We start from the raw sequence: 24514 nt of genomic DNA on the forward strand, positions 1-24514 counted from the left end.
AAAGGGCTCAGGAGGCCTGGCCGTCCAGCGACACAATCAGCAGCCACGGGGTGACCTGACGTACCCGGCCACCGTGCGGCCGCACGATCAGCTCGGCCGCGGCGGCCGCGTCGCGAGTGTCGAAGACGCCCGTCACGCTCAGATCCTGCGGCGCGTCGCCCAGCAGCACGATCCGGCCGGCATAGCGCCGGTCCAGATCCTCGATGACGTCGGGCAACGGACGGTCGACGGCCACCAGCCGCGTGCCCGACCAGCTTCCCACGACATCCGGCGAGACATCGCCCCGGACGGCCGCGCCCTTCGCCGACATGCGCACCCACTGGCCGCCGGTCAGCACCTCGGCCGGGGCCGGAGGCGAGGTGTGTTCGACCTGCACGCGGCCGTGCTTGACCGCGACATCGGTGTCGCGCTCGCCGATCCGCACATTGAAGCCGGTGCCCAGGACCCGCACCTGTGTGCCATTGGCCTCGACCTTGAACGGGCGGGCAGGGTCGGGGCTGACCTCGAAGAACGCTTCTCCCGCATACAGCGTGACCTCCCGTCCGGCGGCGGAAATGTTGGCGCGAAATGCGCTGCCGGGCGCCAGACGCACCAGGCTGCCGTCCTCCAGACGAATCTCCGCCTGGCTCTTGGAGTCGGTGATGACATCGGCCTGGGCCTGCAGCCAGACGATCGGCGCGACCCACCAGGCCAGGGCCGCCAGACAGACGCCGGCGGCGATGTGCCGCACGCGCGGCCGCGTCGGCGTGCGAGGTGGAGCGGGCGCAACGGACGCCGATACGGGCGTGGGCTGGGGCGCGGAGTGTGGCACGGAGCTGGCCGCGTGCGATTGGCGGATCAGGCCGTCGACGTGAGCCGTTTGCCGCCAGGCGCCATCGTGCAGCGGGTCGGCCATGCGCCACGCCTCGAAGCGCGCGCGCAGATCGGGATCGTCGGGGTCGTCGTCGAGCAGGATGCTCCAATCCACCGCGGCGCGCAGCGCGGCATCCCAGGCGGTGTCGTGATCTTCGTGCTTCACAGGCGGCGCGACAAACGTTGGATGCAATGCATCTTCGCTTCGGCGATCAGCTGATGCGTGAAGGTCACCGAGAGACCCAGTTGCTGGGCGATTTCTCGCAATTTCAGTCCGTCGACGGTATGCAAAGTGAGGGCGAGGCGGGAACGCTCGGGCAATTCGTTGAGGCTTTCAAGAACCATGCTGAGGTCCTTGCGTGCCGAGACGGTCGCTTCCGGCGAGGGAGATTGGTCTTGAAGCGTGGCGGCCAGCTCGCTGGGATCGCTGTCGGCTTCGGCGCCATCGCGCTTGCGCGCGCGCAGCCAATCCAGCGCCAGATTGCGCACCGTGCGGTAGAAATACCCCAACGGCTCAGCCAGCGAGCGCCCTTGCTCGACCGCCTGCACGCGTTCCCAGGCGTCTTGCACGATGTCTTCGGCGCAGGCGCGGTCCCGCACGAAACTGTCGGCGTAGCTTATCAGATCGCTCCGGTGCAGCTTGTAGAAGCGCACGGACTCAAGTTCGGAACTCACGTGACGGAAGCGGTCGGAAGGCCAACAGGCGGGAAGGGTGGAAATTGTAAATGACAATGATTTCAATTTCCACAAATCGCCGTGCAGCGTGCGTGGCCCCGCGTTGGCGATCGGCAGCGCGAGATGCCCCGTCAGCCACCAAGCCAGATGCTGGTGCGATCGAAGTCGACGCTTGGTTCGAAGAACCGAAACATAAGGTGATGAGCGCGAGGGCGGCAATGATGTCGGGCGTGAGCGTTTGTGGGCGACACTTTGATAGTCGCCCCGACCACGCCTGACGGCTTATTTCATTCGACGGCCGAGGTAGTCATCGTCTAGCCCCGTCGCGCGCCCCGGTGGGGCAGGCGAGGCACAGCGACGCATGCGAGGAAACCTGCATGTCACCTTCCTCTGGCCAGCGCGATGGCAGGGCAGCTTTAAGCGCTGCGTCGTACGTGAACCACGGCTTCGAGCTCGACGGCACCTTTGCGAGCGATCTCCGTCACGCCGACAACGGTGCGTGCGGGCAGGTGGTCCCCGAAAAAGTCGAGGTACATCTCATTGAGACGCGCACGGTTGCGCATGTCGGAGAGGAACAGGTTGATCTTGGCAATATTCTGCAGGCCGAGCGAGTTGTCCTCGAGCATTGCTTTCAGGCGCTCGAGCACGCACGTGAACTCGGCTTCGAAGCCGCCGGGTACAAGGGTCTCACCGCGCCGGCCTGTAATGCCGGAGATGAAACCGTAGTCTCCGGCGATGTAGAAAGGAGTGTTTACAGGCTTGCTGATTTGAACAGGGGTATTCACGCTCGTTTACTCTCTAGTAAGGGTTGTTCGACGGACCCGGCAAGATCTTCCACCGTGGCCGTTACGTGGTCGTTCATCAACTTCGCGGCGAGCTCTTCCTTGCCGGAAGAGACCGCGTTGTAGATGGCACGGTGGTGGGCCTGCTTGATCTTCAAGCGTTCCAGGTAGATCTCCGCGTCTTCGGCCGAGGCTTGTGCCTTGGCGAGGGCGTTACCGCGGTAAAACTTGATCATTCGTTGCAGCGAGCCCAGCATGTCCTTGATGAACTCGTTTTCACATGCTTCCAGGATCATGTGATGGAACTGCGTGTTCAGTTCGAAGCCGCGCGACAGGTCGGCTTGCTCGATCGCCTTGTCGGTGTCGTCCACCACCTTTTTCAAAGCTTCGAAAACCGGCTGTTTGCCCGACTTCGCCACCTCGCGCACGGCGGCTGACTCCAGCGCGGCGCGGCAGCGATAAAGCGCGCCAATTTCCTGATGCGACAGGCGGCGGATCTGATAACCGCCGGTTGGAAGGGCAATCAGTAGTCCATCCTGATTCAGCTTGCGGATGGCTTCGCGCACCGGCGTCCGGCTCACGCCCAATTTCGTTGCCCACTCGCCGTCTTTGATGCGCTCCCCCGGCTTGATCTGTCCGGAAGAAATGAGGTCAAGCATGTGTTCGTACACGCGATCGAACATGTGCTGTTTGGGCAGAGGAAACAGTTGGCTTTCAGACATGGAAACTCCAGTGATCGAAGGGTCGACGGTGCCGCCGATGCGGGTTGCGTCGATGTTATCACTCGCATCCAGTATTCCGGATTCCAAAGCGTTCACTGTGTGGCTGCGCTCCGACGCAACACCGCGGGATCGGACTTCAAAGGAGTCGTTGTGCTTAGGATCACAACCGTGGAACTAGCGTCCAGCTGTCCTTTTGCCACGGCGCCGTGCAGTGCCGCGAGGGCCGAACCGGTTTCAATTCCGACGAGAATGCCGTCTTCCTTCGCCAAGAGTCGCGCGGCGTGCACGGCATCGGACGGCTCGCAGGCGGACGCGCCTCCCAGGGCAACGGCGTCGAGCACCTCGGTGCCGCGACGTGGATTCGGGGTGCGCATGCCGCCGCGCGGGGTGTCTATGGCTCCCCAGGGCGCGATCAGGCGGCTCCCTTCTTTGAAAGCCTTGGCAATCGGCGCGCATCCCGCGAACTGGCTGGCGAACAAGCGGGGAGGCTTACCGAGTGTCTGGTCGTTCGCGGCCAGCCACTCGAATGCTCGCCGCACAGCAAGAAGTGCGATGCCTCCGCCGGTAGGGCAGAAGAAGGCATCGGGAAAGCGACCGAGCTGTTCCACGATCTCGAGGCCTACGGTCTGCTTTGCTTGTTCGCGCGTCGGCGTGCAGTCAGCGGACACATCGGTGAGGCCGCGTTCCGTCGCCAGCGCCTTGGTTCGCTCTCGCGCTCTGGACCAATCGTCCAGGACATGTACCTCCGCCCCGGCAAGGTGCATCTGCAGCAGGTTTTCGGTCAGAACGTCGGCCGGCACGATCGCAACGCAAGACATGCCGGCGCGAGCTGCGTACACGGCGAAGGCAGCGGATGCATTGCCGGTGCTGTTGAGCACCACGCCTGTGCAACCTCGCTCTTTCAGCCAGGAGATCGTGTATGCGGCGCTCCGATCCTTGAACGTACCGGTAGGATTCTGCGACTCGTCTTTGATCCACACCTCCCGGCAGCCGACAGCACGTGCATATCGTTCGGCGGGCAACAGCGGCGTCCAGCCTTCACCCAGCGAAACGCGAGCAGCCGGGTTGTCCAGCGGGAGGTGAGAGGCATAGCGCCACATTGACGTTTCGTTGTGCGGGTCTGTCATTGCTTTTGCCTGTGGATCGGGTGAGGCAGCGGTGGTCTTCAACGTGCGATGAGCGTCAGTTGGCGGTGATGTGCGTCGTCTTGACGACGTCGGCCCACTTCTTGGCGTCTCGTTGAATGATCTGGCCAAATTGTTCGGGGCTAATCGCCAGTGGCGTGGCCATTTGAGCGGCCAGGCTCTCAACGACATTCGGCTTGGCGAGCGCGGCGTTGACGTGTTCGTTGAGCTTATTGACGATAGCGGGGTCCGTTTTTGCGGGCACGACCAGGCCGAACCAGTTGTCCGTCGTGAGCGCGGGGTACCCGAGCTCGGCGAACGTGGGCGTGTCGGGAAGCAAATCCGAGCGCTTGGCAGTCGTCACGGCGAGCGCCTTCAGTCGCTTGTCCTTCAAATGGCCGACCACTGTGGGTGCGGATGCAACCATCAGGTCCGCCTGACCTGCGATGACATCGAGCGCTGCGGGGCCCATGCCCCGATAGGGGACGTGCGTCCACTCTGCGCCCATGGCGTGGGCGATCTGCGCGCCCTGCAAATGGGCCACACTGCCCGCGCCTCCCGATGCCATGTTCAGGGCGCCCGGCTGCTTCTTCGAAAGGGCGATCAGGTCGGCCATCGAGTTAACCGGCAGCTTGTTGTTGGTCACGACGATCGCGGGGACGTTGGCGATCGTCGCCACAGGGGCAAACTGATCGATCCTGTAGGAAGGGTTTGGATAGACCGCCAAATTGGAGGTGAAGGGGACGTCCGCTAGGAGGAGCGTGTAGCCATCGGGCGCGGACGAGGCGACATAAGCGGTCGCGATCATGCCCGCCGCTCCAGGCTTGTTTTCGACGATGACGGACTGGCCGAGGGTCTTGCCCAGCTCTACGCCGATAAGTCTTGCCAACACATCCGAGCCGCCGCCGGGCGGGAACGGCACCACGATACGGATCGCTTTGGTCGGATAAGCGTCGGCCCACGCCGTCGCAGTCGTGCAGGCGATGACGCCGGCCAGGAGACCTTTAAGAAGCGCTTTCATAGTTCACCCTTGATCTGTGCATTTTATGTATCCAGGATTCTGGATTCGAAAAGTTTAGCGCGTTCTGCGGGTGTCTAGGACGCATTTCAGACTAGGGTTGTCCCTAGCTCTCTCTCGAATTGAAGGATAAAAGCTTATAAAACAATGAGCTATGGCTTGCGACATGCCGCGGCGCTTCTACGCTTAATGAATCCCGTATCCAAGAATCCAAGATATGATGCGCCCTGGAGCGCAACATCCTGAGGAGGCAACCATGAGCGATCTTCATTCCATTCGAGCCACAATGTTCCGCGGCGGGACGTCGAAAGGCCCCTTGTTCCTGGCCAAAGATCTGCCCCGCGATAAAACCACCCTGGACGCGGTTTTGCTCGCTGCAATGGGTTCCCCGCATCGTCGCCAGGTCGACGGGATCGGCGGCGCCGAATCGCTGACCAGCAAGGTGGTCATCGTGTCCGAATCGACTCGTAGCGACGCAGACGTGGACTACCTGTTTGCGCAGGTGAACCCGGATTCTCCCGTGGTCGACTACTCGTCGAACTGCGGGAATATGTTGAGCGCAATCGGGCCCTTCGCTCTGGAGAATGGGCTCGTGCAGCCTCGCGGCGAGGTGACGGACGTGCGGATCTACAACGCGAACACGGATTCGATCATCGTGGCCACGGTTCAGACACCCGGCGGGCGTGTCGTGTATGAAGGGTCCAGTGCGATAGATGGCGTGCCGGGGACGGCTGCTCCTGTAATCGAGAACTTCGCCGGCACTGTGGGCAGCAAGACAAAAAAGCTTTTGCCGACCGGCAAGGTCGTCGAGATCATTGATGGTGTTGAAGTCACGTGCATCGACGTCGCCGTGCCCGCCGTTCTGATTCACGCCGAGTCGCTGGGGCTGCGCGGAGATGAGTCCAAGGCCGAGCTCGACGTCCGAGCAGACCTGATCAAACGCCTGGACGATATCCGCGTGGAAGCCGGCCGCCGAATGGGGCTGGGCGAATGCGGGCAACTCGTTATCCCTAAGCCGCTCGTTCTGAGCCATGCTCGCCGAGGGGGGACAATCACTTCACGGGATTTCGTGCCCTACAATTGCCACGCCACGCACTCGGTCACGGGTGCCACGGCGCTTTCCGCTGCGTGTGTGCTGCGCGGATCAGTGGCTCAGAAGATCACTGGTATGGCGCTCGGTGAGAAGTACGCCGTCACGATAGAGCAGCCTAGCGGCTTCATGGTGATGGACGTTCAGGGCATGGAACAGGCGGGTGCGATGGTGCTGATGGAGGCGAACTTGCTCAGAACCGCGCGTCGACTATTTACTGGCGAGGTTGCGATTCCCGCGCGGATCTGGTCTGGAGATGGCAAAGCGCAAAGCGTTGCCGACATCTCCGAAGGCATCACGTTTTGACGAGATCCCCGCCTGCTCAGTGCGGGCAGGCGGGGCGCACACAGATGCAAGGTCCGCAACTATCAGCCGACGAGCACTTCGCCCTGCATGATGCGTCGCGCTGTACGCACGGTCGATGTGGCAACGACTCGGTCACCATCTCCCAACTCGACAGCTACCTCCACGGTGCCGGACGGATGTTCGATGGTGATAGATCCGCGCGGGGGCGTGAGCAACAGCCTTGCCGCTACGGTTCCAGGGATGCGAGACGCCGCGGCCAACGCCATCGACGAGGTGACCGGCGCTGCCCGATGAGGGCGGTCGCACGATACGAATCGAGCAGTGAGGTGCCCTCTCGCAGTGCGGGGAGCTGACACGACAACAACATCCGGAACGTTGAGCAGCGTCGTTCGAGCTTCCTGGGCGGTACCGCAAAGGCCCATGGCGAGTGCGCCCGCGACGCGAATTTCGGTCATCAACGCCACGAAGTCCTTGTTCTCGGACAGCGCGGCATAGGTTTCATCGCCAACGATGCCGACATCTTCCGCGAGCACGAGCGCGCACGGCACGTTGACGTCGATAAGCGTTGCCTGCACGCTGCCTCCGTTGCAGAGCTCGAGTTTCTGGGCCCGGGCGCCCGATGGAAATCCGCCTCTACCGGCGGAGCCCTCCGGATCTTCGAAACGAAGCATGATCGGCGCCGCTCGGCCAGAGACGCCGGCTATAGCGATCCGCGCTTCGGGCTCGTCACGCAGCGAGAACTGCGAAACGATGATCTTGCCCGTGTTTTCGTTATAGATCCTGACCACCGCATCGCCGTGGGCATCAGGTTTAACCCAGCCCTCATCTACCGCGAATGGGCCGACGACGGAGGATATGTTGCCGCAGTTCGCATCCAGCAGCATCTCTCCGTTCGTAGGCTCTATCTGCACGAAAAGGTAGTCTACATCCGCGTCAGATCGGCTCGAGGGGCTCAAGACCGCAATCTTGGAAAGGGATGTGATGCCGCCGCCCATTCCATCGAGCTGCTTGCTCTCTGGGTCGGGGCTGCCCAACACGCTCTGGAAGATCGCCTTCCATTGATCTTGATCCGCGGGCAGTGCCGATCTTTGGAAAATGACTGCACGGCTTGTTCCGCCTCGCGCGTACACGGCGGGTATCGGGCGCTGATTGGATTGCATGCGAGTAACTCTTGGAAAAGGGGCTGCGGATGGAAGAATTCGATGCATCAGGTCGGCAGACCGACGATGTTGGTGTAAGCCAGGCCCGCAATCGCGATGTCTTGCAGGCCGATGCCCACCGATTTGTAGATCGTGATATCTCCGCGCGACTGCGCGGATGTCGGTCCTGACAGCACTGCTGCCAACTCGACGACTTTCGCGTCTGGCAGGCACTCCGGATCGGCCAACACCAAATCACCGGCTTCTTGAATGGCTTGGTGTTTCCAGTCCACGACAACCCGGCCCGCGCGTCTGAGGGCTTCGTCATCGAGCTCCCGGGTGTGAGGCAAGCTGGAGCCGATCGCGGCAATGAACGTGCCTGTGCGAACGAGGCTGCCGGGAAACAGTGGATGAGCCGAACGAGAGGCCGTGACGATCATCCCTGCGCTCGCCACCGCGTCTTCTGCGTGGGTGAGCGTCACGGGGCGTCCGCACTCCCGTGCCAACGCCGACGCCTTGGTGGGCAGTGCGTAGGGATCTACAAGGAGAACGCGGTCGATGTCGAAGGCGGCGCAGAGCTGGTGGACATGTTCAGTTCCCTGCTGCCCAGCACCGAAAACCGCCAGGGTCTGAGGACCTCGCGGCGCCAGGGCCTGTGCAGCCAGCACCGTCGTTGCCGCTGTCCGAAGTCGTGTAATCGCAGCCGCATCCAGTGTGGCCAGTGGACGCCCGTCGTTAGCTGAGAACAGCAATATCACGAACTGAAATTGGCCATTGATCGTCGTGTACACCTTGGCGCCCACGAATCCCTGTTCAGGGAGTACGGCGCCCAGAGTCGACAGCTTTACGTCATTGGCCTGAGTGCGGACGCGCTCCTGCAGGGCAGCCGTGCCGCGCCCAAAGCTAAGGAAGGCTGCGCGTAACGCTTGTTGCACCTCCGTTGCCGACGTATGGGCGGCGACGAGTTCGTCTGTGATGTGAATCATCGGTATTGCGGTTCCGAAGGAGTGGCCTGGCGCACCGTTCTGCGCTTAATGGCAAGAAGCCTACCACAGGATTCGGGATACAGGATTCTGAAATGTGCGAGTCGCGCCTCTTGCTGAGGTGAAAGCCAGGTGTCACTCCAGTGCGGCTAGCGTAAACCCGAATGACGCACACAAAATTTTTATCTTATGCTGCGCCCAAGAATCCTGTATCCCGAATCCAAGAATCCCCAAAGGAGATAGCGATGTGTGGACATTTCTTGAAGCGCGGCGTTCTCGTTGCGGCCTTTGCCGCATGCACGGCCGCTCCTGCGCATGCCAACGAAACGCTGACGCTTGCGTGGCAAGGCGGGTCGCGTGAACAGTTGATGCGCGAGCACGTGATCCCGATGTTCGAGGCGAAGCATCCCGTCAAGATCAGCTATGTGGCGATGGTGTCGACAAAGCTGCTGGCTCGTCTGCGCGCGCAGAAGTCCAATCAGGACATTGATGTGGCTCTGATGGATGACGGCCCGCTTTATCAAGCGGGTGCAGAGGGGGTTTGCTCCTCGAGCACGCCCAAGTATTCGAGTGATCTCTACAGCGTCGCCAATATGGATTCCGCAAACGCCGTTGGCGTGGGCGTGGTGGCGACCGGCATCGAATACAACACCAAGACTTTCGAGAGCCGTGGCTGGGCCGCGCCCACCTCCTGGAAGGACCTTGAAGATCCGAAGTTCAAGGGCCAGCTGGGTCTGCTTTCCATCTCGAACACGTTCGGCCTGCACACGTTGATGATGATGTCGGCGGCGAACGGCGGCAGCGCGCCGGGCTACGACGCGGGCTTCAAGGCGCTATCTGAGCGCGTGACGCCGAACGTTCAAGCTTTCGTCGAGAGCTCGGGCACGCTCTCTGCCGCCTTTCAGTCCGGCGAGATTGCTATCGGTGTGAACTCCAACGGACGCACCCAGGCGCTGGCCGCCACGGGATTCCCGGTCGCATTCGTTTACCCGAAGGAAGGGGCGGTCGCCACTGTCGTGGGTGCCTGCGTGGTTGAAAAACCGAAACCAAGCAAGTACGCCGTGGAGTTCGTCAAGTTTTTGCTGGCGCCCGAAATCCAAGCGTTGATGGCCGAAAAAGAAGGTCTTTCGCCTGTGAACAAGGCCACCCAGCTGTCGGCGAAAACCAAAGAAATGATTCCCGCCGGTGAGACAGCAATGGCTGCGCTGGTTGTGCCGAACTGGGTCGAGCTGAACAAAGAGAGAAATAACCTCGCGCGCCGCTGGGCCCGCGAAGTGGAACGGAAAAGGTAATCCGCATGAACCAAGCATTTCTTCAGATCCAGCGTCTTCGAAAGGAGTTCGGCAAGACGCCCGTCGTCAACGGTCTGGATCTCGATATCAAACAGGGCGAGTTCGTGTCGTTGCTCGGTGCCTCCGGTTGTGGCAAGACCACGACGCTGCAAATGATCGCCGGCTTCGAGATGCCGACCAGCGGCTCGATCCGCCTGAATGGCAGAGATATCACCGACATGCCGCCGAGCAAGCGTGAGATCGGTATCGTGTTTCAGAACTACGCGCTGTTCCCCCATATGACCGTGGAGGAGAACGTGGTATTCGGCCTTTCCTTGCGTAAGGTCGACAAAACGGCCAAGCGCAAGCGCCTGTTGGAGCTGCTCGAATTGGTCCATCTGCAGGGGCTGGAAGCACGCTATCCGCGCGAGCTCTCGGGCGGCCAGCAGCAGCGCGTCGCCATTGCACGAGCGCTTGCCATCGAGCCAAACGTGCTGCTATTGGACGAGCCGTTCTCTAATCTCGACGCGCGATTGCGGGCAGATATGCAGAACGAAGTGAAGCGCTTGCAGCTTGAGACAGGCATCACGACGATTCTCGTTACTCACGATCAGTCCGAAGCCATGGGCCTGAGCGACCGTCTGGCCATCATGCACAAAGGTGTCGCGCTGCAGGTCGATACCCCGCAGGCTGTGTACGACAATCCAGCCACGCGGTATGTCGGCAACTTTCTAGGCAACATCAACATTCTGGAGGCGCGGCTTCACGCCCGGGGCGACGCCCAGTTGGGGTTTTCTGCGGGGCAGAATGACTATCTGGTTGAAAACCGATTGAATCTCGACCCAGAAAAGTGCTGCGTTTCGATCAGACCGGAGCGCGTCCGCATCCAGCCGCAGCCCAGCGACTGCGAGATCCGCGTGCCCGGCATGGTGGTGTCCAAAAGCTACAACGGGAACTCCTGGGATATCGGGACCGAAACCGAGCTTGGCGTCATTGGCATAAATGTGCCCCACCGCGGCGGCGCGACGCCCGGCCGTGGTGAGCGCGTCGTGTTGGGATGGAATGCCGACGACATGAAGGTGGTCCATGGCGATTAACCGAAACGCAGTTGGCTCGGCCCGGCTGCTGGTGTCCTGCGTCCCGGCACTGGTCACGTTTGCCATCGCATTCGCGGTGCCCATGCTTTTGATCTTCAAGCTGGGTATCTCGGACACCGACGGCTCGATCTCATTCGCGAACTTTGGCGCGATCGCTACGGACGAGTACTACCAGGAAATCTTTATTCGGACCTTCAAGCTGGCAGGTGTGGTCACGATTTTTTCGGTTGTCATCGGGACGTTCGAAGCCTACTACCTCAATGCTTTGAGCGGCCGCGCTCGCATGCTGACATTGATGGCCATACTCGGGCCGCTGTTCATCTCGGTCGTGGTGCGCACGTTGGGTTGGCAGATCGTCCTGGGAAATAGCGGACCAGTATCCGAGTTACTTCAGGCGACGGGACTGGCGCAAGGGCCGCCCAATCTGCTCTTCGGTGAGTTTGCGATTTTCATCGGGCTTCTGCACATGGTGTTGCCTTACATGGTCCTCAATGTTTGGACGGCGCTCATGCGGTACGACGAAAAGACGGAGAAGGCCGCCCGGTCTTTGGGCGCTCGATCAGGCACAGTCTTCTTCAAGGTCGTCCTCCCGCAAATCATGCCGGGCGTGCTGTCGGGCGGCCTGACCGTGTTTGCGTTGTCGATGAGCGCGTTCGCCACGCCTGCGCTGTTGGGAGGACGTACGACGAAAGTGGTAGCCACCGCCGTCTACGACGAGTTCCTTTCTACCTTTAACTGGAACCTTGGCGCCACGATCGCTGTCATCCTGCTTGTGCTCAATATTCTGATTGCGTACTCCTTGAACCGATGGGTGGAGCGCAGGTTCAAGGGAGTGTTCGCATGAAGAAGATTGTTCAGACATCTCTGCATCTTTGCATACTGGTATTTCTGCTCGCGCCGCTGGTCGTGGTGTTGCTCGTGTCATTCACGCCCACGCTGTATATGGACATTCCAGTTCGCGAGTTCTCGCTTAGATGGTATTCATCGCTGGCGTCGAACAGCGAGTTTTTGGCTGCGATCCGCAACAGCGCAATCTTTGCGGCCGTGTCGAGCCTGCTGGCGGTCGCCATCTCGGTGCCCGCTGCAATCGCACTGGCTCGCCAACGCTTTCCAGGGAGCGGCGGGATCCGGTCATTTCTGTTGTCACCCATGATGGTGCCCTCGGTCGTTCTGGGTATCGCGTTTCTCAAGTACCTGTCGACGATCGGTTTGGCCAGCACGATGACCGGCTTAGTGATCTGCCATTGCATCATCGTGACACCGTACGTGCTCCGTCTCACGATGGCCGCGGTAGGCGGCATCAACCGCAACGCGGAGCTCGCCGCCACATCGCTTGGTGCGTCGAACTTCACGGTGTTCCGCCGCGTTACCTTGCCTTTAGTGCTCCCAGGGGTGGTGAGCGGCGCGGTCATCGCCTTTGTCACGAGCTTCGACGAGGTTACCGTCACGGTGTTCGTGGCGTCGCCGGGGACAATGACGATTCCCGTCAAGCTGCTCAATCACATCACCGAGACCACCGACCCCTTGGCCGCATCGGCCTCGGCATTGCTTATTTTCCTGGCAGCGGCGGTGATGCTGCTCGTCGAACGTTACTTCGGCTTGCAGAACATCTTCTCCGGCAAGGTGAAGTAAATCCTACGAGATGACGGGGCGTGCGTGAGCCAGTTCTACACCGATTACTTGGCGCATTGCGCCGATCGCCGGGCGCTGAATCTGCCGCCCCTGGCGCTGGATCCAAGTCAGGTCAAGGCGCTTATCGAGTCGTTTGACTCCGATAGCGAGTTGCCTCCCGGTACAGCGCGCGCCCTGCTGATGAATGGTGTCCGTCCGGGACTGGACCCGGGGGCGGCGGTCAAAGCAAAGTTTCTCAAGGAGATCGCTGCGGGAGAGCGGGTGATTCGAGAGTTCACCCCTCAAGCGGCAGTATTCGCGCTCGGATCGATGATCAGCGGGCATTGCGTGGACTACCTGGTCGAGTTGCTACCTCATCCAGAGGTTGGCGATGCGGCGGCACTGGCGATGAGCAAGCTTGTCCACGTTTATGGGCAGTTCGATCGGATCACACAGTTCGCCGATCAAGGTGTGGAATCGGCGAAGTCTTTGCTGGCCTGGTGGGAGCACGAGTCATGGTTCTTTGCACGTGCCTCGCTGCCCACCGAATTCACGCTCACGCTTTTTCGGGTGGCGGGCGAGGTCACGACCGATGATCTTTCGCCGGCGGGTGATGTGTCGACGCGCGTCGACGTTCCGTTGCATGCGCGCGCCATGCTGAAGTTTGGCAAAGGGACGGTGGCGCCAGACCTTCACGGCGTGACGGGGCCAATGACCCTGTTAGAAAGAATGAGATCGCGGGGAGACCGGCTCGGCTTTTGCACAGATATCGTCGGTACTGGCTCGTCGCGCGCATCTGCCACTAATTCGCTCATGTGGCATTTTGGAGAAGATCTGCCCGGCCAACCCAATCGCAGAACGCGCGCGGTCTGCATCGCTCGGCAATTCGCCCCGATCTTTCTGAACACTCAGCGAGACTATGGTGCCCTGCCGATAATCGCTGACGTCAGCGCGCTGGAGATGGGGCAGGTAATCACGATTCACACTCAGCGTAGAACGATAACCGCAATGGGGAAGGCCGACATCCGGTTTGCGTTTGGTGCGGACGACACGCTGATGGAAGCTCGCGCGGGCGGGCGTATTAATCTGGTTCTCGGCCGCAAGCTGACCGAAAGAGCTCGAGCGTTCCTTGCAAAGGGGCGCGACAGCGTGGTCTCACTGCCAGCCCGTCAGGCGCCGTCCGCCTATAGTCAGGCGCAGAAAATCGTGGGGAAAGCGGTCGGCCGGATGGGTGTCGGGCCAGGCGACTATTGTGAACCGAGGATGAGCGCAATCGCTCTCCCCGACGACGCCGGCCCCAGCACAGCCGACGAGCTCAGCGACCTGGGGTGCCAACGTTTCGAGTCGGATTTAGTCCTACAGTCTTTCTGCCACACTTCGGCGTATCCCGGACCCAGTGATCTCCAGGTTCAGCGCACGCTGCCTGCTCACATCAGAAACCGAGGCGGCGTCGTGCTCCGGCCCGGTGATGGAATCATCCACTCCTGGCTGAACAAGTTTCTGATTCCCGATCAGATGGGAACGGGCGCAGATTCTCATACTCGGTTTCCTTTAGGTTTGAGCATTCCAGCGGCGTCGAACCTGGTGGCTTTTGCTGCTGCGACTGGTTATATGCCGCTGACAATGCCTGAGTCCGTGCTCGTGCGGTTCAGAGGTACGCTGAAGCCTTACCTCACGGTGAGGGACATGGTGCACGCGATACCGCTCGTCGCGCGCCGGTTGGGCCTGTTGGATCTGTCCAAAACAAAGCGAAAGAACGTTTTCTCAGGACGACTTATCGAGGTGGAAGGCGTAGAGTGGCTTTCGGTCGAGAGCGCCTTCGAGATCTGTGATGCGACTGCCGAGCGTGGAGCACTCGGGGCGACGGTAGCGTTGTCGGAGGCCCGGGTGATTGAGCATGTCAGCGCCGGCATTGAGCTCATCGATTCCATGCTGGCGGCTGGCTACGGCGACCGCGGCGCGCTCGTTGGACGACGTCGGGCTCTCGAACAATGGCTGAAAGAGCCGACGCTTCTGCGCGCGGACCCGGGTGCTTCTTACGCGGCCGAGATCGATATCGATCTGGATGAGATCGGCGAGCCAATTTTGTGCTGCCCGAACGACCCGGACGACGCCAGGCTGCTATCCGACATACAGCAGATCGCGGTGGACGAAGTTTTCATAGGCTCGTGCATGACGCGCGCGAATCACTTTTCCGATGCGCGGACTATTTTCGAAGGTAGGCATTCGGTGCCGGTCAAGTTCTGGGTCGCGCCGCCGACGCGCATGGCTAAGCATGAGCTTATAGAGGACGGGACACTCCAAACGCTCGGCGCTGCGGGGGCTCGCCTTGAGCCGCCGGGATGTTCGCTGTGTATGGGAAACCAGGCGCGTACCGCAGAGAACGCTGTGGTGGTTTCTACCAGTACGCGTAACTATCCCAATCGGATGGGTAATGGCGCTCAGGTTTATCTGGCGTCTGGTCGGGTCGCGGCTCTGGCCGCCCGAAGCGGCCGTCTTCCAAGCATGGCGGATTACTTGACGGTGTTCGGATAGCTGGATGCGCGGGCTGGTTACGCGAGCCCGCGCGCTCGTTTTCAGTCCATTCTTACACCGGTTTCGGCGACGACGTCCTTCCATTGCTGGACCTCGGGGCCGAGAAATCGAGCGAACGCGGTGGGGCCCGTGGGCATCGGGTCTAGAAAGGCGCCCGAGAACTTTTCCTGAATGTCGGGCATTTGCATCACGCGCTCCAGATGCTGAGATAGGGTGGCCGTGAAGATATCGGGAGTTCCGGCCGGCGCCAGGATGCCATACCAATTGGTCGCCACAATGCCGGGTGCGCTTTCCCCGAACGTCTGCACGTCGGGCAAACGCGGATGGCGCTTTGACGTGGCAATGGCGAGCGGCTTCAGACGCCCGGCCTGTAAATGCGGCATCAAGGCGGGCACGGAATTAATAATCAGCGGTACCTGTCCGCCCAGCGCGTCATTGATGGCCGGGCCGCCGCCCTTGTACGGGACGTGGATCAGATGCAACCCCGTGCGCGCGCTGAGCATTTCATAGGTCAGATGGGCGCCGCTACCTTGACCCGTTGTCGCAACACCCCAGTCTTTGACCTTGTCTGGAGGGAGCGCAAGCAGCTCCGCCAGAGAGTTCACCGGGACGCTGGGATTCGCTGCGAGCAACTGAGGCGACGAAGCTACCAACGTGACCGGGCTGAAATCACGGATAGGGTCGTATCTCGCATTGGGATGAATGGCGGCATTCACGCTATGACCCGCGTCAGCAAACAACAGCACTTGCCCGTTAGCAGGAGACCTGGCCACCTGTTCCGTGCCGATCATCCCGGAGGCGCCGGGGCGGTTCTCCACAACGACGTTCCATCCGACCGTTTCCTGCAGCTTTGCCGCGAGCAGGCGGGCGACATAGTCGGCGCCGCCCCCGGGCGAGTAGGGAACCACCAGTCGATAGGGGCCGCTAGGCACGGTGCCCTGCGCGGCCATCACTTTGCGGGACAGGGGCAGGAAAGCGGCCGAAGCCGAACACAAGAGCAGTTTGCGGCGTGAGATGTTCATTGGGTGGCTGCCATGGAAGAGGGACGGAGAGTCGAAAGATGCGGCTGATAGGGCAGGTACTGCCGGGGCACTGCGGGGCCAAGCGGGATGACGAGATCGGTGACGCGGGGCACGCCTGTGTGAGCCATAACCTCGTCAGGGCTAATGAGCGCATCGTCCTGTCCGCCGACGATGGTGACCTCATCGCCGATCTGTGCGCTGGGCACGCTGGTCAGATCGATCCGGGTGTACTCGACGGAAAGAGGCGTGATGACGCGGGCGCGCCGGCCATGCACCAACACGTCGCCGGCATGCAGTCGTGTGAGCCCGTCGCCGTATCCGATTGGAATGATCCCTATGCGGCTGCCGGCTGTCGTGGGGACCAGGCTCTGCGCAACGAACTCGCTGCGCTTTACCTCATACACGTGGATAAGCTTGCTAGTCAGCGAATGAAACGGTGTGGGCGGGCGGTCCACTGGCGCCAACGACGCTGGCAATCGAAACAGCGCCTGCCCAGGATCGATGCCGGTCAACATCATGTCCGGGCGCATGGAAAGGGCCTTCGTTCCTGCGAATACAGCGATGGGGACTGCTCCTGGAGTTTGGCTGGCGACGGCCTTCCAAGCCCGCTCAAAGCGGTCAAATTGCCACTGAAGGTGACTTGCGTCTCCTTCCACATGCGGATGCGTATGGACGACTTTGATGCGGAGCTTTCCGGTGGCAAGCATCGCCGCGCTGAAAGTCTCTGCTTCTTCCGCCTGCACACCGAGGCGCTCCTGGCCGCACTCGATTTTTAGTGCGCAATCGATGGGCCTTGTCAGGTAGCGGTCGAGCGCCTCGAGCGCATGGCGGTGATGCACGGCCGGCCAGAGGTCGTACGCTTCGATCGCTCCGACCTGCTCAGGCCCAAGCACTTGGCCGGCGTACAGAAGGATCGGACAGCGGATGCCGGCTTCGCGTAAGGCGGCGGCATCCTCGAGCCGCACGACCGAGAGTGCGTCGGCACCTGCAGCAAGCACGGTTCTGGCGACGGGGATCAAGCCGAACCCGTACGCGTCCGCCTTGATCGTGGCGAAAAATTTGACGCGGGGGGGGGCGAGTTTGCGCAGCGCCAGCGCGTTCTCACCGATGACTTGCAGGTCGATGACGAAGCGATTGGGCCTGAGTAGGGAGATGTTTTCCATGGCCCAGGATATGGGCGTCGTCCGGCGCGTGACAAACGAGTTTGCTCATGGCTATGCTTGAGGAAAATTCAACCGTAGAGGCAGGTAATGCGACGGCTCCTTCCCCCGCTTCTCGCCCTTCGCGCCTTTGAAGCTGCTGGCCGCTCCATGAGCTTCTCCAAGGCGGCCGAGGAACTATGCGTGTCCACGGGTGCTGTGAGTCGCCACATCAGCGCACTGGAAGACTTCCTGGGACAGAAATTGTTTGAACGTCTGACTCGGAAAGTGGAGTTCACACCGTTTGGCGCCACTTACTTTGCGGCCGCCAAATCGAGCTTCGAGCTGATGGAGACGGCGACACGGCAGGCGTTGCAAGGTCATGATCGGCTAACTGTGGATGCGATGCCCACGACCGCTAACCTGTGCTTGCTTCCTTGGATGCTCTCCTTCACGGAGGAGAGTCAGATCGACGTGCATGTGCTGTCATCGATGGCGCCGGTCGACTTCTCTAGTAGCTCCGCTGATTTGGCCATCCGAGTCGGAGAGCTGCCCGGAGAGGATGAGGCTCGTGCTCTGGGACGTATTCCGCATTCGATGGTCACGAGCTGGACGGCGGTGCGGGCGGAGCACCTCTGGGACGAAATCCTCGTGCCGGTTTGCAGTAAGCAGTACTTGAAGGGCCATCCCGCAGCCAGGGATCCTGCCAAGTGGACAGGTGAAGATCTGATTCGGACCGTGTCCAGAGCAGGTCTGTGGGATGAGTGGTTTCAGGAGCAAGGCCTGGATCGCGCGCCTAACGGATCAGGATCCCAGGTTGCGCACTTCTATGTCGCGCTGCAAATGGCGAGAAAGCATCGGGGCATTGCGCTTGTGCCCACGGTGCATCTAAATGCGTTGGAGTGGCGAGGGGAACTGGTCTGCCCGTGCTCAGGCGCTTTGAAGAGCGTTGGAGGCTTCTACGTTCTGTACAGGGAGTCGGACCGCAATGCGGAACGGATACGTGCCTTTCTGGCATGGATCCGGAATCAGGGCGATTGCTCGATCCCTCATGTCGTTGGCGGGCGCACTGGTCGCGGTGCCAAAGCAGGCGCGGCACCGCGAAGAGGAGCAAATGCAAGGCGGGGGTAAATCGGGCAGAAAATGCACCGTCATTCCGCGTTGATCTGCTGAATGGCAAAACGCCGAGGCGGACCACCCTCGGCATCCCCCACCGGCCAACAACCTCCCACCATAAAACGCCGTGCTGTGTGCGTGGCCCCGCGTTGGCGATCGGCAGCGCGAGATGCCCCGTCAGCCACCAAGCCAGATGCTGGTGCGATCGAAGTCGACGCTCGCTTCGAAGAACCGGAAGAGTTCCTGCAAGAGCGGGCGGTGGTCGTCGCGTCGGGATAGGAAAAAATACTGCAGTGGCATCGGTCCGTTGGGCGTGCGCAGTCTGTGGACCTTGCCGCGCTTCTCCAAGGCCACGGCCCAACCCATCGGCAGAATGCCGAATCCCATGCCGTCAGCGATCAGCGAGGCGACCACCGGCCAGCTGTTGCACAGCAGCCGTGAAGCGGGTTCCAGCCCGTTGGCCTCGAGGCAGGCATCCACGATCGCGGCGGTGCCGCTTCCCACGGGCAAGGTGATGAGCGGGAGACCGGCAATGATGTCGGGCGTGAGGGTTTTGGGCGACACGGTGGTAGACGCCCCGACCACCCAGCAGAGCTGGGCCTCGCCGACCGGCCGCAAGCGAATTTTTTCGCGCGGTGCGCGACTCGCCACGATGGCGAAGTCGAGCGCGCCATCGCTCACTCGTTGTGCCAGCCCGCCCAGCGAGCTGCCTGCCTCGACGGCGGGCTCCAGCCGCAGCGCGGGATGCGCCAGACGCACATTCGAGATCAGTGCTGGCAGCCAGGTCAAAGCCGTCAGTTCGCCCACGCCGAATCGGCAAACGCCCCGCAGACCCTGAGCTTGCTTGAGCTGCTGCTCGATGTCGTCGGCCTCGCGGATCAGGTTTTGCGCCCTGGGCAGCAGGAGCTCTCCCGCGCTGGTCAGGACGGCTTTGTGTCCGCTGCGGTCGAAGAGCTCGACCCCAAGTGCCGATTCGAGTTCGGATATGCGCTTGGACAAAGACGATAGCGACAGGTGGAGGCGGTCCGCAGCCACCAGAAAACTGGAGCACGTGGCCGCCCAGTAAAACGCCTCCAGCTGCTTCAAGGTCATCTACTTCGCCTAAATCGAATCAGATGCTCCGATTTTACTCGCTTTTAGAAAATTAGCGCCGGGCCTAGAGTTCGTCCTGTCGCCAGGCAATGTCGTTCCTGCGCTCGGAGGGCACAGCGCCTCTTCGTGATCGCATGCACGAGATCTCCCGCTCTGGCCTCCCAAAAAAGCTCCCATAGAGTCGTGCTTTCGAACGACCGAGCATCCGCAAACCGAGGAGACACAATGAAGCGGCTTTTGACGAGCATGGCTCTTGCAGCCTTTCTTCCCTGCGTGGTTCAGGCTCGGGACTTTCCCACCAAGCCCGTCACGGCTGTGGTGCAGATGGCGCCCGGCGGCCCGACCGATCTCATCGTGCGTGCGATTCAGGCGCAGATGGGCGCGGCCCTTGGGGAGTCGCTGGTCGTCGAGAATCGGTCGGGGGCGAGCGGCCTGATCGGCCTGCGCTATGTGCTCAGCGCGCCGCCCAACGGTTATACGGTCGGCATTGCAACGGGGACGTCGCATGGCGTTGCCGTCAATTACTACAACAACCTCCCTTACGATCCGCTCAAGGATTTCAAGTCGGTCGGCGGCATAGCGCTGGCGCCCGGCGTTGTGCTGACCAGAAAGGACCTGGTGCCGGACTGCAAATTCGAAACGCTGGTCACCAAGCTCAGGGAGAGGCCCGGCGACTATAAGTTTGGCTCGCCCGGCGCCGGGACGTTGGGGCACATGTCGGCCGAGGCGTTCATGAATGAAGTCGGCGTGAAGATGATGCATGTGCCGTATCGCGGCCTGGCCCCTGCGATTACCGATCTGTATGGCGGGGTCATCGACGTCGTATTCGACAACATCAGCTCGTCGCAAGCCCACCTGAAGAGCGGCAAGATTTGCGCGGTCGCGATCCAGGCTCCCAAGCGGCTCGACGCGTTTCCGGACATCCCCACGTATGAAGAGTTGGGCCACCCGGGCCTGAATCGCCCCGCCTGGTATGGAATGATCGTGCGTAGCGACACGCCTGACGACGTGGTCAAAAGCTTGAACGCCGCACTGAATCAGGCGCTCGAGACCGACGCGGTCAAGAAGACCTTCCAGGGGCTGGGCATCTCGGCGATGCCCGGCGGGCCGGAGCCTTTCCGGTTGCGCATGCAAGACGAAATTGAGTATTGGCGAGATGTGGTCAAGCGCGTCGGGATCGCCAAGGAAACACTTTGATCTGCCCTGCGCTGAAAGCGAGCGTTCCTACTTATCGATCGTTGGGGTGGGCGCGACTCCACGCTGATCCGGCCGGTAGGGGCCTCCATCTCTCGTGCGGCGAAGGGCAGCCGCTTTAACTTTGCATCCTGTATCTGTCTGACGATGAGCACCAACGAACTGATTCGACTCACGGCCACGCAAGCGGTCGAAGCGCTGCGGCGAGGCGACGTCTCGCCTCTCGACCTGATCGATGCCGCACAGGCCCGCATCGCTGAGGTGGAGCCTCTGGTGAATGCGCTGCCGACCTTGTGTTTCGATCGGGCAAGGGCGCATGCGACCGAACTGATGCGTGGCGCGGCTACAACCGCAGACCCGAGCGCCGGCTGGCTGGCGGGTTTGCCGATCACGATCAAGGACATGACGGATGTCGCGGGGGTGCGTACGACATACGGATCGCCGATCTTCAAAGACCACGTTCCCGGCGTCTCTCATCCGCTGGTTACGCGTCTCGAGAGACAGGGCGGCATTGTCATCGCCAAGTCCAACACGCCGGAGTTCGCGGCCGGAGCCTCGACATTCAACACGGTATTCGGGCAGACGCGAAACCCCTGGAACACGGCGCTGACCTGCGGCGGAAGCTCGGGTGGAGCCGCGGTGTCCGTCGCGACCGGGGAAGCCTGGCTGTCTCATGGCAACGATATGAACGGCAGTCTGCGCCGTCCCGCAACCTACTGCGCGGTGGTCGGGCTGCGCCCCTCGCCCGGCAGGGTCACGAGGGGGGCGGTGGACGATCTGTTCTCTCCATTAATGGTCGAAGGGCCGATCGCGCGCAACGTTCCCGATCTAGCGCTGTTTCTCGATGCCATGGCAGGGCGCTGTCTGTATGACCCGCTCACTCATGATGCGCCCCGTCGATCGTATGTCGATGCCGTTGCGTCGGCCGAACAGGCGCCGCCGCGGCGCGTTGCCTACTGCCCTGACTTCGGCGGCAAAGTGCCGGTCGATAAAGAGACGCGCGACCTGTGCGCCCGCGCGGTGCGGGCGTTCGAAGCATTGGGTTGCGAGATCGATGAAGTCAGCCCGGACATCGGCGAGCTGGCCGAGGCGGCGTTGATTCTGCGCAGCCAGGCCTTTGTCGTTGATCGTGAGCTGCTGATCGATGCGCACGCAGACCAGATCAAGGCCGACATTATCTGGAATACGGAAATAGGTTTGAAGACCACCCCGTCGCGGATCGCCTGGGCGCAGAGACAGCGCGCGGCGTTCTTCCGACAGATGATGAGCCTGTTCGAGCGCTACGACCTGTTCGTCACGCCGGGCGCGTCGACGCCAGCTTTCGACGTCAACCTGCGCCATCCGGCCACGATCGCGGGTACCAAGCTCGACAACTACCTCGCGGGGTCAATGCTCAATGGCGCGATCACGCTCACCGGATGTCCTGCCTTGTCGATTCCGTGCGGTTTCGACCGGTTCGGCCGACCGCTCGGCCTGCAGCTCGTTTCACCGCCGCATCGTGAAGACCGCTTGCTTCAGGCCGCGGCATTGTTCGAGCGCATCGCACGTGTCAGCGACGGCGTCCCGATTGATCCTCGATCCGGTGATGTCCCCCCGAATGAGTGAATAGGGCCTTAGATGGCCTCAACGCCGGTACTCGGCCAAGATGTTCGTGAAAAGCGAACATAAGAATTGAGAAACGATCGCTTTTGATCGACAAGAGCGGCTCCTGGAGTGAATTGATGAATCGTTCGACCGCAACACCCTCGCTACCGCTGCACCCGTTTCGCGTACTCGATCTGACGAGAGTGCGCGCAGGTCCGACGGCCGTCCGTCAGCTGGCCGATTGGGGCGCCGATGTGATCAAAATCGAGGAGCCCATCGACGAAGGCAATGAGACCGAAATGGGCGGCATCCGACTTGGGCCCGACTACCAGAACCTGCATCGCAACAAGCGCAGCCTGACGCTCAACCTCAAGTCCCCGGAGGGTGTGCGCATCCTGAAAGCGCTGGCGGCGAACGCGGATGTGGTGGTCGAAAACTATCGGCCGGACGTCAAGAAGCGCCTGGGCATCGATTACGACACGCTGAGCGCCATCAATCCCCGGCTGGTCTACGCAAGCATTTCCGGGTTCGGACAGGATGGCCCCTATGCGCGGCGGCCAGGCTACGACCAGATCATTCAGGGCATGACGGGGATGATGTCGGTGACCGGCATTCCGGGTCACGGACTGGTCCGCGCGGGCATCGCCATCGCCGACACGACCGCCGGCATGTATGCGGCGATGGGCATCCTGATGGCGCTGCTGGATCGCGAGCGCAGCGGAAAAGGCCAGTGGATTCAAACCTCGCTGCTCGAGTCGCTGCTCTCCGTGATGGACTTTCAGTGCGCGCGCTGGCTGGTGGCGGGCGAGGTGCCCACGCAGGCGGGCAACGATCATCCCACGATCATTCCCACTGGCAACTTCGCCACCCGTGACGGCATGATCTGCATCTGCGTATCCGGCCGGGTCATGTGGACCCGTCTGTGCAAAACGCTGGGCCGCGAAGACTGGCTGACCGATCCGCGATTCGAGACGAACATCGCGCGCTCGACGCATCGAGACCAGTTGAACACCGAGCTTTCGGAGATTTTCTCGGGTGACACGACGGCCCATTGGATCGCGCTTCTCAATGAGGCCGGCCTGGCCTGCGGTGCGGTTAACCGCATCGACCAGGCCTTCGATGATCCGCAGGTGAAGCATCTGGGTGTGAGATGGCCCGTGAATCACCCCCAGCTCGGGGACATCGGGCTGGTGGGGCAGCCGTATCGCACGAGCCGTCACGTCGCCGCGCTGGCGCGCGTGGCGCCCATGCCGGGCGAACACACCAAAGAGATCCTGTCCGAGGCTGGGCTGACCGAAGAACACATCCGCCAATTAAAGGAAAACCATGTCATCTGATGTTTTGATGCGGCGTGACGCTGTGCCGACGATCCATGCTCGCATCGATGGCGCTATCGGCCGACTGGTGATCGATAACCAGCCCAAAAAGAACGCGCTGACCTTCGACATGTGGTCGAGCCTGCCAGCGCAAATCGACCGACTCGACGCCGATCCGAAGGTTCGGGTCATCGTCGTCGAAGGTGCGGGTCGCACCGCCTTTGCGTCGGGGTCTGACATTTCTCAGTTCGGCGAGAAGCGCGACACCCCCGATAAGGTGAAGCTGTACAACGACAACGTCGACCGGGCGATCGCCGCGCTGGCTGCGGCGCGGACGCCGACCGTGGCACGGGTGCGTGGCTATTGTTTCGGTGGGGGGGTCGCCCTCGCGCTGCACTGCGACATGCGCTACAGCACTGAGGAGTCGACGTTCTGCATTCCGGCGGGGAAGGTCGGCGTGGGCTACAACGAGCTCTGGCTGCAGCGGCTGGGCTGGATGGTCGGTCCCGCCAATGCCAAAGAGATCATGTTCACCGCGCGCCGCTACGACAGCGCCGAGGCCTTTCGAATGGGGCTCGTGACGCGAATTCTTGCCGATGCCGATTTTGAACAGCTCGTCGCCGAGATCGCCGGGCTGGCACCGCTCACGCATGAGGCGAGCAAGATCGCCATCGACGCCGGCGCCCGCGGGTTCGATCAGGGTCGTCAGGCGAGCCAGGAGGCGATCATGCGCTGCTTCACGAGCAACGACTATGTCGAGGGCCGTAATGCGTTTACGGCCAAGCGCGCGCCCCAGTTCACCGGACGTTAGACCTCGAGCGCTCACGTGCTCGACTTGCTCGAGGA

Annotated in this window: 22 protein-coding genes; 11 read left to right on the forward strand and 11 right to left on the reverse strand. The window is 61.6% G+C overall.

The genetic code is table 11. The annotated features are described in order from the left end of the window. Positions 1-7 precede the first annotated feature (7 nt). The 6 genes from CAL25_RS06435 to CAL25_RS06460 form a co-directional block, all read right to left on the reverse strand. Entirely contained in the window at positions 8-1018 is a 1011-nt protein-coding gene (locus CAL25_RS06435; protein WP_141217897.1) for a FecR family protein, read from the reverse strand. After that, complete coding sequence (locus CAL25_RS06440) at positions 1015-1506, reverse strand: RNA polymerase sigma factor (protein ID WP_170948408.1); 492 nt, start codon at positions 1504-1506, stop codon at positions 1015-1017. The genes CAL25_RS06435 and CAL25_RS06440 overlap by 4 nt, the downstream gene beginning before the upstream one ends. A gap of 437 nt (positions 1507-1943) precedes the next feature. Further along, complete coding sequence (locus CAL25_RS06445; RefSeq protein WP_094799126.1) at positions 1944-2312, reverse strand: RidA family protein; 369 nt, start codon at positions 2310-2312, stop codon at positions 1944-1946. Beyond that, positions 2309-3127, reverse strand: coding sequence for a GntR family transcriptional regulator (locus CAL25_RS06450; protein ID WP_141217898.1), 819 nt, complete (start codon positions 3125-3127; stop codon positions 2309-2311). The genes CAL25_RS06445 and CAL25_RS06450 overlap by 4 nt, the downstream gene beginning before the upstream one ends. Beyond that, entirely contained in the window at positions 3124-4158 is a 1035-nt protein-coding gene (locus tag CAL25_RS06455; protein WP_094799128.1) for a pyridoxal-phosphate dependent enzyme, read from the reverse strand. Before CAL25_RS06455 ends, CAL25_RS06450 begins: the two co-directional genes overlap by 4 nt. Before the next feature lie 55 nt (positions 4159-4213). Next, positions 4214-5176: a Bug family tripartite tricarboxylate transporter substrate binding protein gene (locus CAL25_RS06460; RefSeq protein ID WP_094799129.1), complete on the reverse strand. Its 963-nt coding sequence runs from the start codon at positions 5174-5176 to the stop codon at positions 4214-4216. A 253-nt stretch (positions 5177-5429) separates the two neighbouring features. Here CAL25_RS06460 and CAL25_RS06465 point away from each other — a divergent pair, with 253 nt between their 5' ends. After that, positions 5430-6569, forward strand: a complete 1140-nt coding sequence (locus tag CAL25_RS06465; protein ID WP_094799130.1) for a 4-oxalomesaconate tautomerase — start codon at positions 5430-5432, stop codon at positions 6567-6569. 62 nt (positions 6570-6631) lie between these two features. Here CAL25_RS06465 and CAL25_RS06470 read toward each other — a convergent pair whose 3' ends face one another. Together CAL25_RS06470 and CAL25_RS06475 are read right to left on the reverse strand one after the other, a co-directional pair. Beyond that, complete coding sequence (locus CAL25_RS06470) at positions 6632-7729, reverse strand: PrpF domain-containing protein (protein WP_170948409.1); 1098 nt, start codon at positions 7727-7729, stop codon at positions 6632-6634. A 47-nt stretch (positions 7730-7776) separates the two neighbouring features. Next, complete coding sequence (locus CAL25_RS06475) at positions 7777-8694, reverse strand: ornithine cyclodeaminase family protein (RefSeq protein ID WP_094799132.1); 918 nt, start codon at positions 8692-8694, stop codon at positions 7777-7779. 257 nt (positions 8695-8951) lie between these two features. On the opposite strand from CAL25_RS06475, the gene CAL25_RS06480 reads away from it, so the two are divergent. From CAL25_RS06480 to CAL25_RS06500, 5 genes are read left to right on the forward strand one after another with little or no spacing between them, the layout of a single operon-like run. Next, positions 8952-9983: an ABC transporter substrate-binding protein gene (locus CAL25_RS06480; RefSeq protein WP_170948410.1), complete on the forward strand. Its 1032-nt coding sequence runs from the start codon at positions 8952-8954 to the stop codon at positions 9981-9983. 5 nt (positions 9984-9988) lie between these two features. After that, positions 9989-11059 (forward strand): ABC transporter ATP-binding protein, encoded by a 1071-nt coding sequence (locus CAL25_RS06485; RefSeq protein WP_094799134.1) that lies wholly within the window; start codon positions 9989-9991, stop codon positions 11057-11059. Next, positions 11049-11903, forward strand: coding sequence for an ABC transporter permease (locus CAL25_RS06490; RefSeq protein WP_094799135.1), 855 nt, complete (start codon positions 11049-11051; stop codon positions 11901-11903). Before CAL25_RS06485 ends, CAL25_RS06490 begins: the two co-directional genes overlap by 11 nt. Then, complete coding sequence (locus tag CAL25_RS06495) at positions 11900-12691, forward strand: ABC transporter permease (RefSeq protein ID WP_094799136.1); 792 nt, start codon at positions 11900-11902, stop codon at positions 12689-12691. The genes CAL25_RS06490 and CAL25_RS06495 overlap by 4 nt, the downstream gene beginning before the upstream one ends. 24 nt (positions 12692-12715) lie before the next feature. Then, positions 12716-15205, forward strand: coding sequence for a bifunctional aconitate hydratase 2/2-methylisocitrate dehydratase (locus CAL25_RS06500; RefSeq protein ID WP_170948411.1), 2490 nt, complete (start codon positions 12716-12718; stop codon positions 15203-15205). A 41-nt stretch (positions 15206-15246) separates the two neighbouring features. Here the strand turns inward: CAL25_RS06500 and CAL25_RS06505 are convergent, their stop codons facing one another. Beyond that, a complete protein-coding gene (locus CAL25_RS06505) occupies positions 15247-16227 on the reverse strand; it encodes a Bug family tripartite tricarboxylate transporter substrate binding protein (RefSeq protein ID WP_094799138.1) in 981 nt (326 codons plus the stop codon). Beyond that, positions 16224-17390, reverse strand: coding sequence for an alanine racemase (alr, locus tag CAL25_RS06510; RefSeq protein ID WP_094799139.1), 1167 nt, complete (start codon positions 17388-17390; stop codon positions 16224-16226). Before alr ends, CAL25_RS06505 begins: the two co-directional genes overlap by 4 nt. An 87-nt stretch (positions 17391-17477) precedes the next feature. On the opposite strand from alr, the gene CAL25_RS06515 reads away from it, so the two are divergent. After that, complete coding sequence (locus CAL25_RS06515; RefSeq protein WP_094799140.1) at positions 17478-18497, forward strand: LysR substrate-binding domain-containing protein; 1020 nt, start codon at positions 17478-17480, stop codon at positions 18495-18497. Positions 18498-18659: 162 nt separating this feature from the next. Here the strand turns inward: CAL25_RS06515 and CAL25_RS06520 are convergent, their stop codons facing one another. Next, complete coding sequence (locus tag CAL25_RS06520; protein WP_094799141.1) at positions 18660-19574, reverse strand: LysR family transcriptional regulator; 915 nt, start codon at positions 19572-19574, stop codon at positions 18660-18662. 225 nt (positions 19575-19799) lie between these two features. Here CAL25_RS06520 and CAL25_RS06525 point away from each other — a divergent pair, with 225 nt between their 5' ends. The 4 genes from CAL25_RS06525 (at position 19800) to CAL25_RS06540 (ending at position 24479) form a co-directional block, all read left to right on the forward strand. Then, the gene (locus tag CAL25_RS06525; RefSeq protein ID WP_094799142.1) at positions 19800-20771 is read left to right on the forward strand and encodes a Bug family tripartite tricarboxylate transporter substrate binding protein; all 972 of its coding nucleotides are present in this window, start codon (positions 19800-19802) and stop codon (positions 20769-20771) included. A 144-nt stretch (positions 20772-20915) separates the two neighbouring features. Next, positions 20916-22373, forward strand: coding sequence for an amidase (locus CAL25_RS06530; protein ID WP_094799143.1), 1458 nt, complete (start codon positions 20916-20918; stop codon positions 22371-22373). 116 nt (positions 22374-22489) lie between these two features. Further along, a complete protein-coding gene (locus CAL25_RS06535; RefSeq protein ID WP_094799144.1) occupies positions 22490-23689 on the forward strand; it encodes a CaiB/BaiF CoA transferase family protein in 1200 nt (399 codons plus the stop codon). Next, positions 23679-24479, forward strand: coding sequence for an enoyl-CoA hydratase-related protein (locus tag CAL25_RS06540; RefSeq protein WP_094799145.1), 801 nt, complete (start codon positions 23679-23681; stop codon positions 24477-24479). Before CAL25_RS06535 ends, CAL25_RS06540 begins: the two co-directional genes overlap by 11 nt. The last annotated feature ends 35 nt before the right edge of the window (positions 24480-24514 follow it).

This window comes from Bordetella genomosp. 5, from assembly GCF_002261315.1.
GTDB lineage: Bacteria > Pseudomonadota > Gammaproteobacteria > Burkholderiales > Burkholderiaceae_B > Bordetella.

Excerpts from the sequence above, each read along its gene's own strand:
- CAL25_RS06535 (WP_094799144.1), top strand. The coding sequence starts at position 22,490 with ATGAATCGTTCGACCGCAACACCCTCGCTACCGCTGCACCCGTTTCGC.
- CAL25_RS06460 (WP_094799129.1), bottom strand. The coding sequence starts at position 5,176 with ATGAAAGCGCTTCTTAAAGGTCTCCTGGCCGGCGTCATCGCCTGCACG.
- CAL25_RS06540 (WP_094799145.1), top strand. The coding sequence starts at position 23,679 with ATGTCATCTGATGTTTTGATGCGGCGTGACGCTGTGCCGACGATCCAT.
- CAL25_RS06470 (WP_170948409.1), bottom strand. The coding sequence starts at position 7,729 with ATGCAATCCAATCAGCGCCCGATACCCGCCGTGTACGCGCGAGGCGGA.
- CAL25_RS06475 (WP_094799132.1), bottom strand. The coding sequence starts at position 8,694 with ATGATTCACATCACAGACGAACTCGTCGCCGCCCATACGTCGGCAACG.
- CAL25_RS06495 (WP_094799136.1), top strand. The coding sequence starts at position 11,900 with ATGAAGAAGATTGTTCAGACATCTCTGCATCTTTGCATACTGGTATTT.
- CAL25_RS06485 (WP_094799134.1), top strand. The coding sequence starts at position 9,989 with ATGAACCAAGCATTTCTTCAGATCCAGCGTCTTCGAAAGGAGTTCGGC.
- CAL25_RS06525 (WP_094799142.1), top strand. The coding sequence starts at position 19,800 with ATGAAGCGGCTTTTGACGAGCATGGCTCTTGCAGCCTTTCTTCCCTGC.
- CAL25_RS06490 (WP_094799135.1), top strand. The coding sequence starts at position 11,049 with ATGGCGATTAACCGAAACGCAGTTGGCTCGGCCCGGCTGCTGGTGTCC.
- CAL25_RS06505 (WP_094799138.1), bottom strand. The coding sequence starts at position 16,227 with ATGAACATCTCACGCCGCAAACTGCTCTTGTGTTCGGCTTCGGCCGCT.
- CAL25_RS06530 (WP_094799143.1), top strand. The coding sequence starts at position 20,916 with ATGAGCACCAACGAACTGATTCGACTCACGGCCACGCAAGCGGTCGAA.
- CAL25_RS06465 (WP_094799130.1), top strand. The coding sequence starts at position 5,430 with ATGAGCGATCTTCATTCCATTCGAGCCACAATGTTCCGCGGCGGGACG.
- CAL25_RS06455 (WP_094799128.1), bottom strand. The coding sequence starts at position 4,158 with ATGACAGACCCGCACAACGAAACGTCAATGTGGCGCTATGCCTCTCAC.
- alr (WP_094799139.1), bottom strand. The coding sequence starts at position 17,390 with ATGGAAAACATCTCCCTACTCAGGCCCAATCGCTTCGTCATCGACCTG.
- CAL25_RS06520 (WP_094799141.1), bottom strand. The coding sequence starts at position 19,574 with ATGACCTTGAAGCAGCTGGAGGCGTTTTACTGGGCGGCCACGTGCTCC.
- CAL25_RS06515 (WP_094799140.1), top strand. The coding sequence starts at position 17,478 with ATGCGACGGCTCCTTCCCCCGCTTCTCGCCCTTCGCGCCTTTGAAGCT.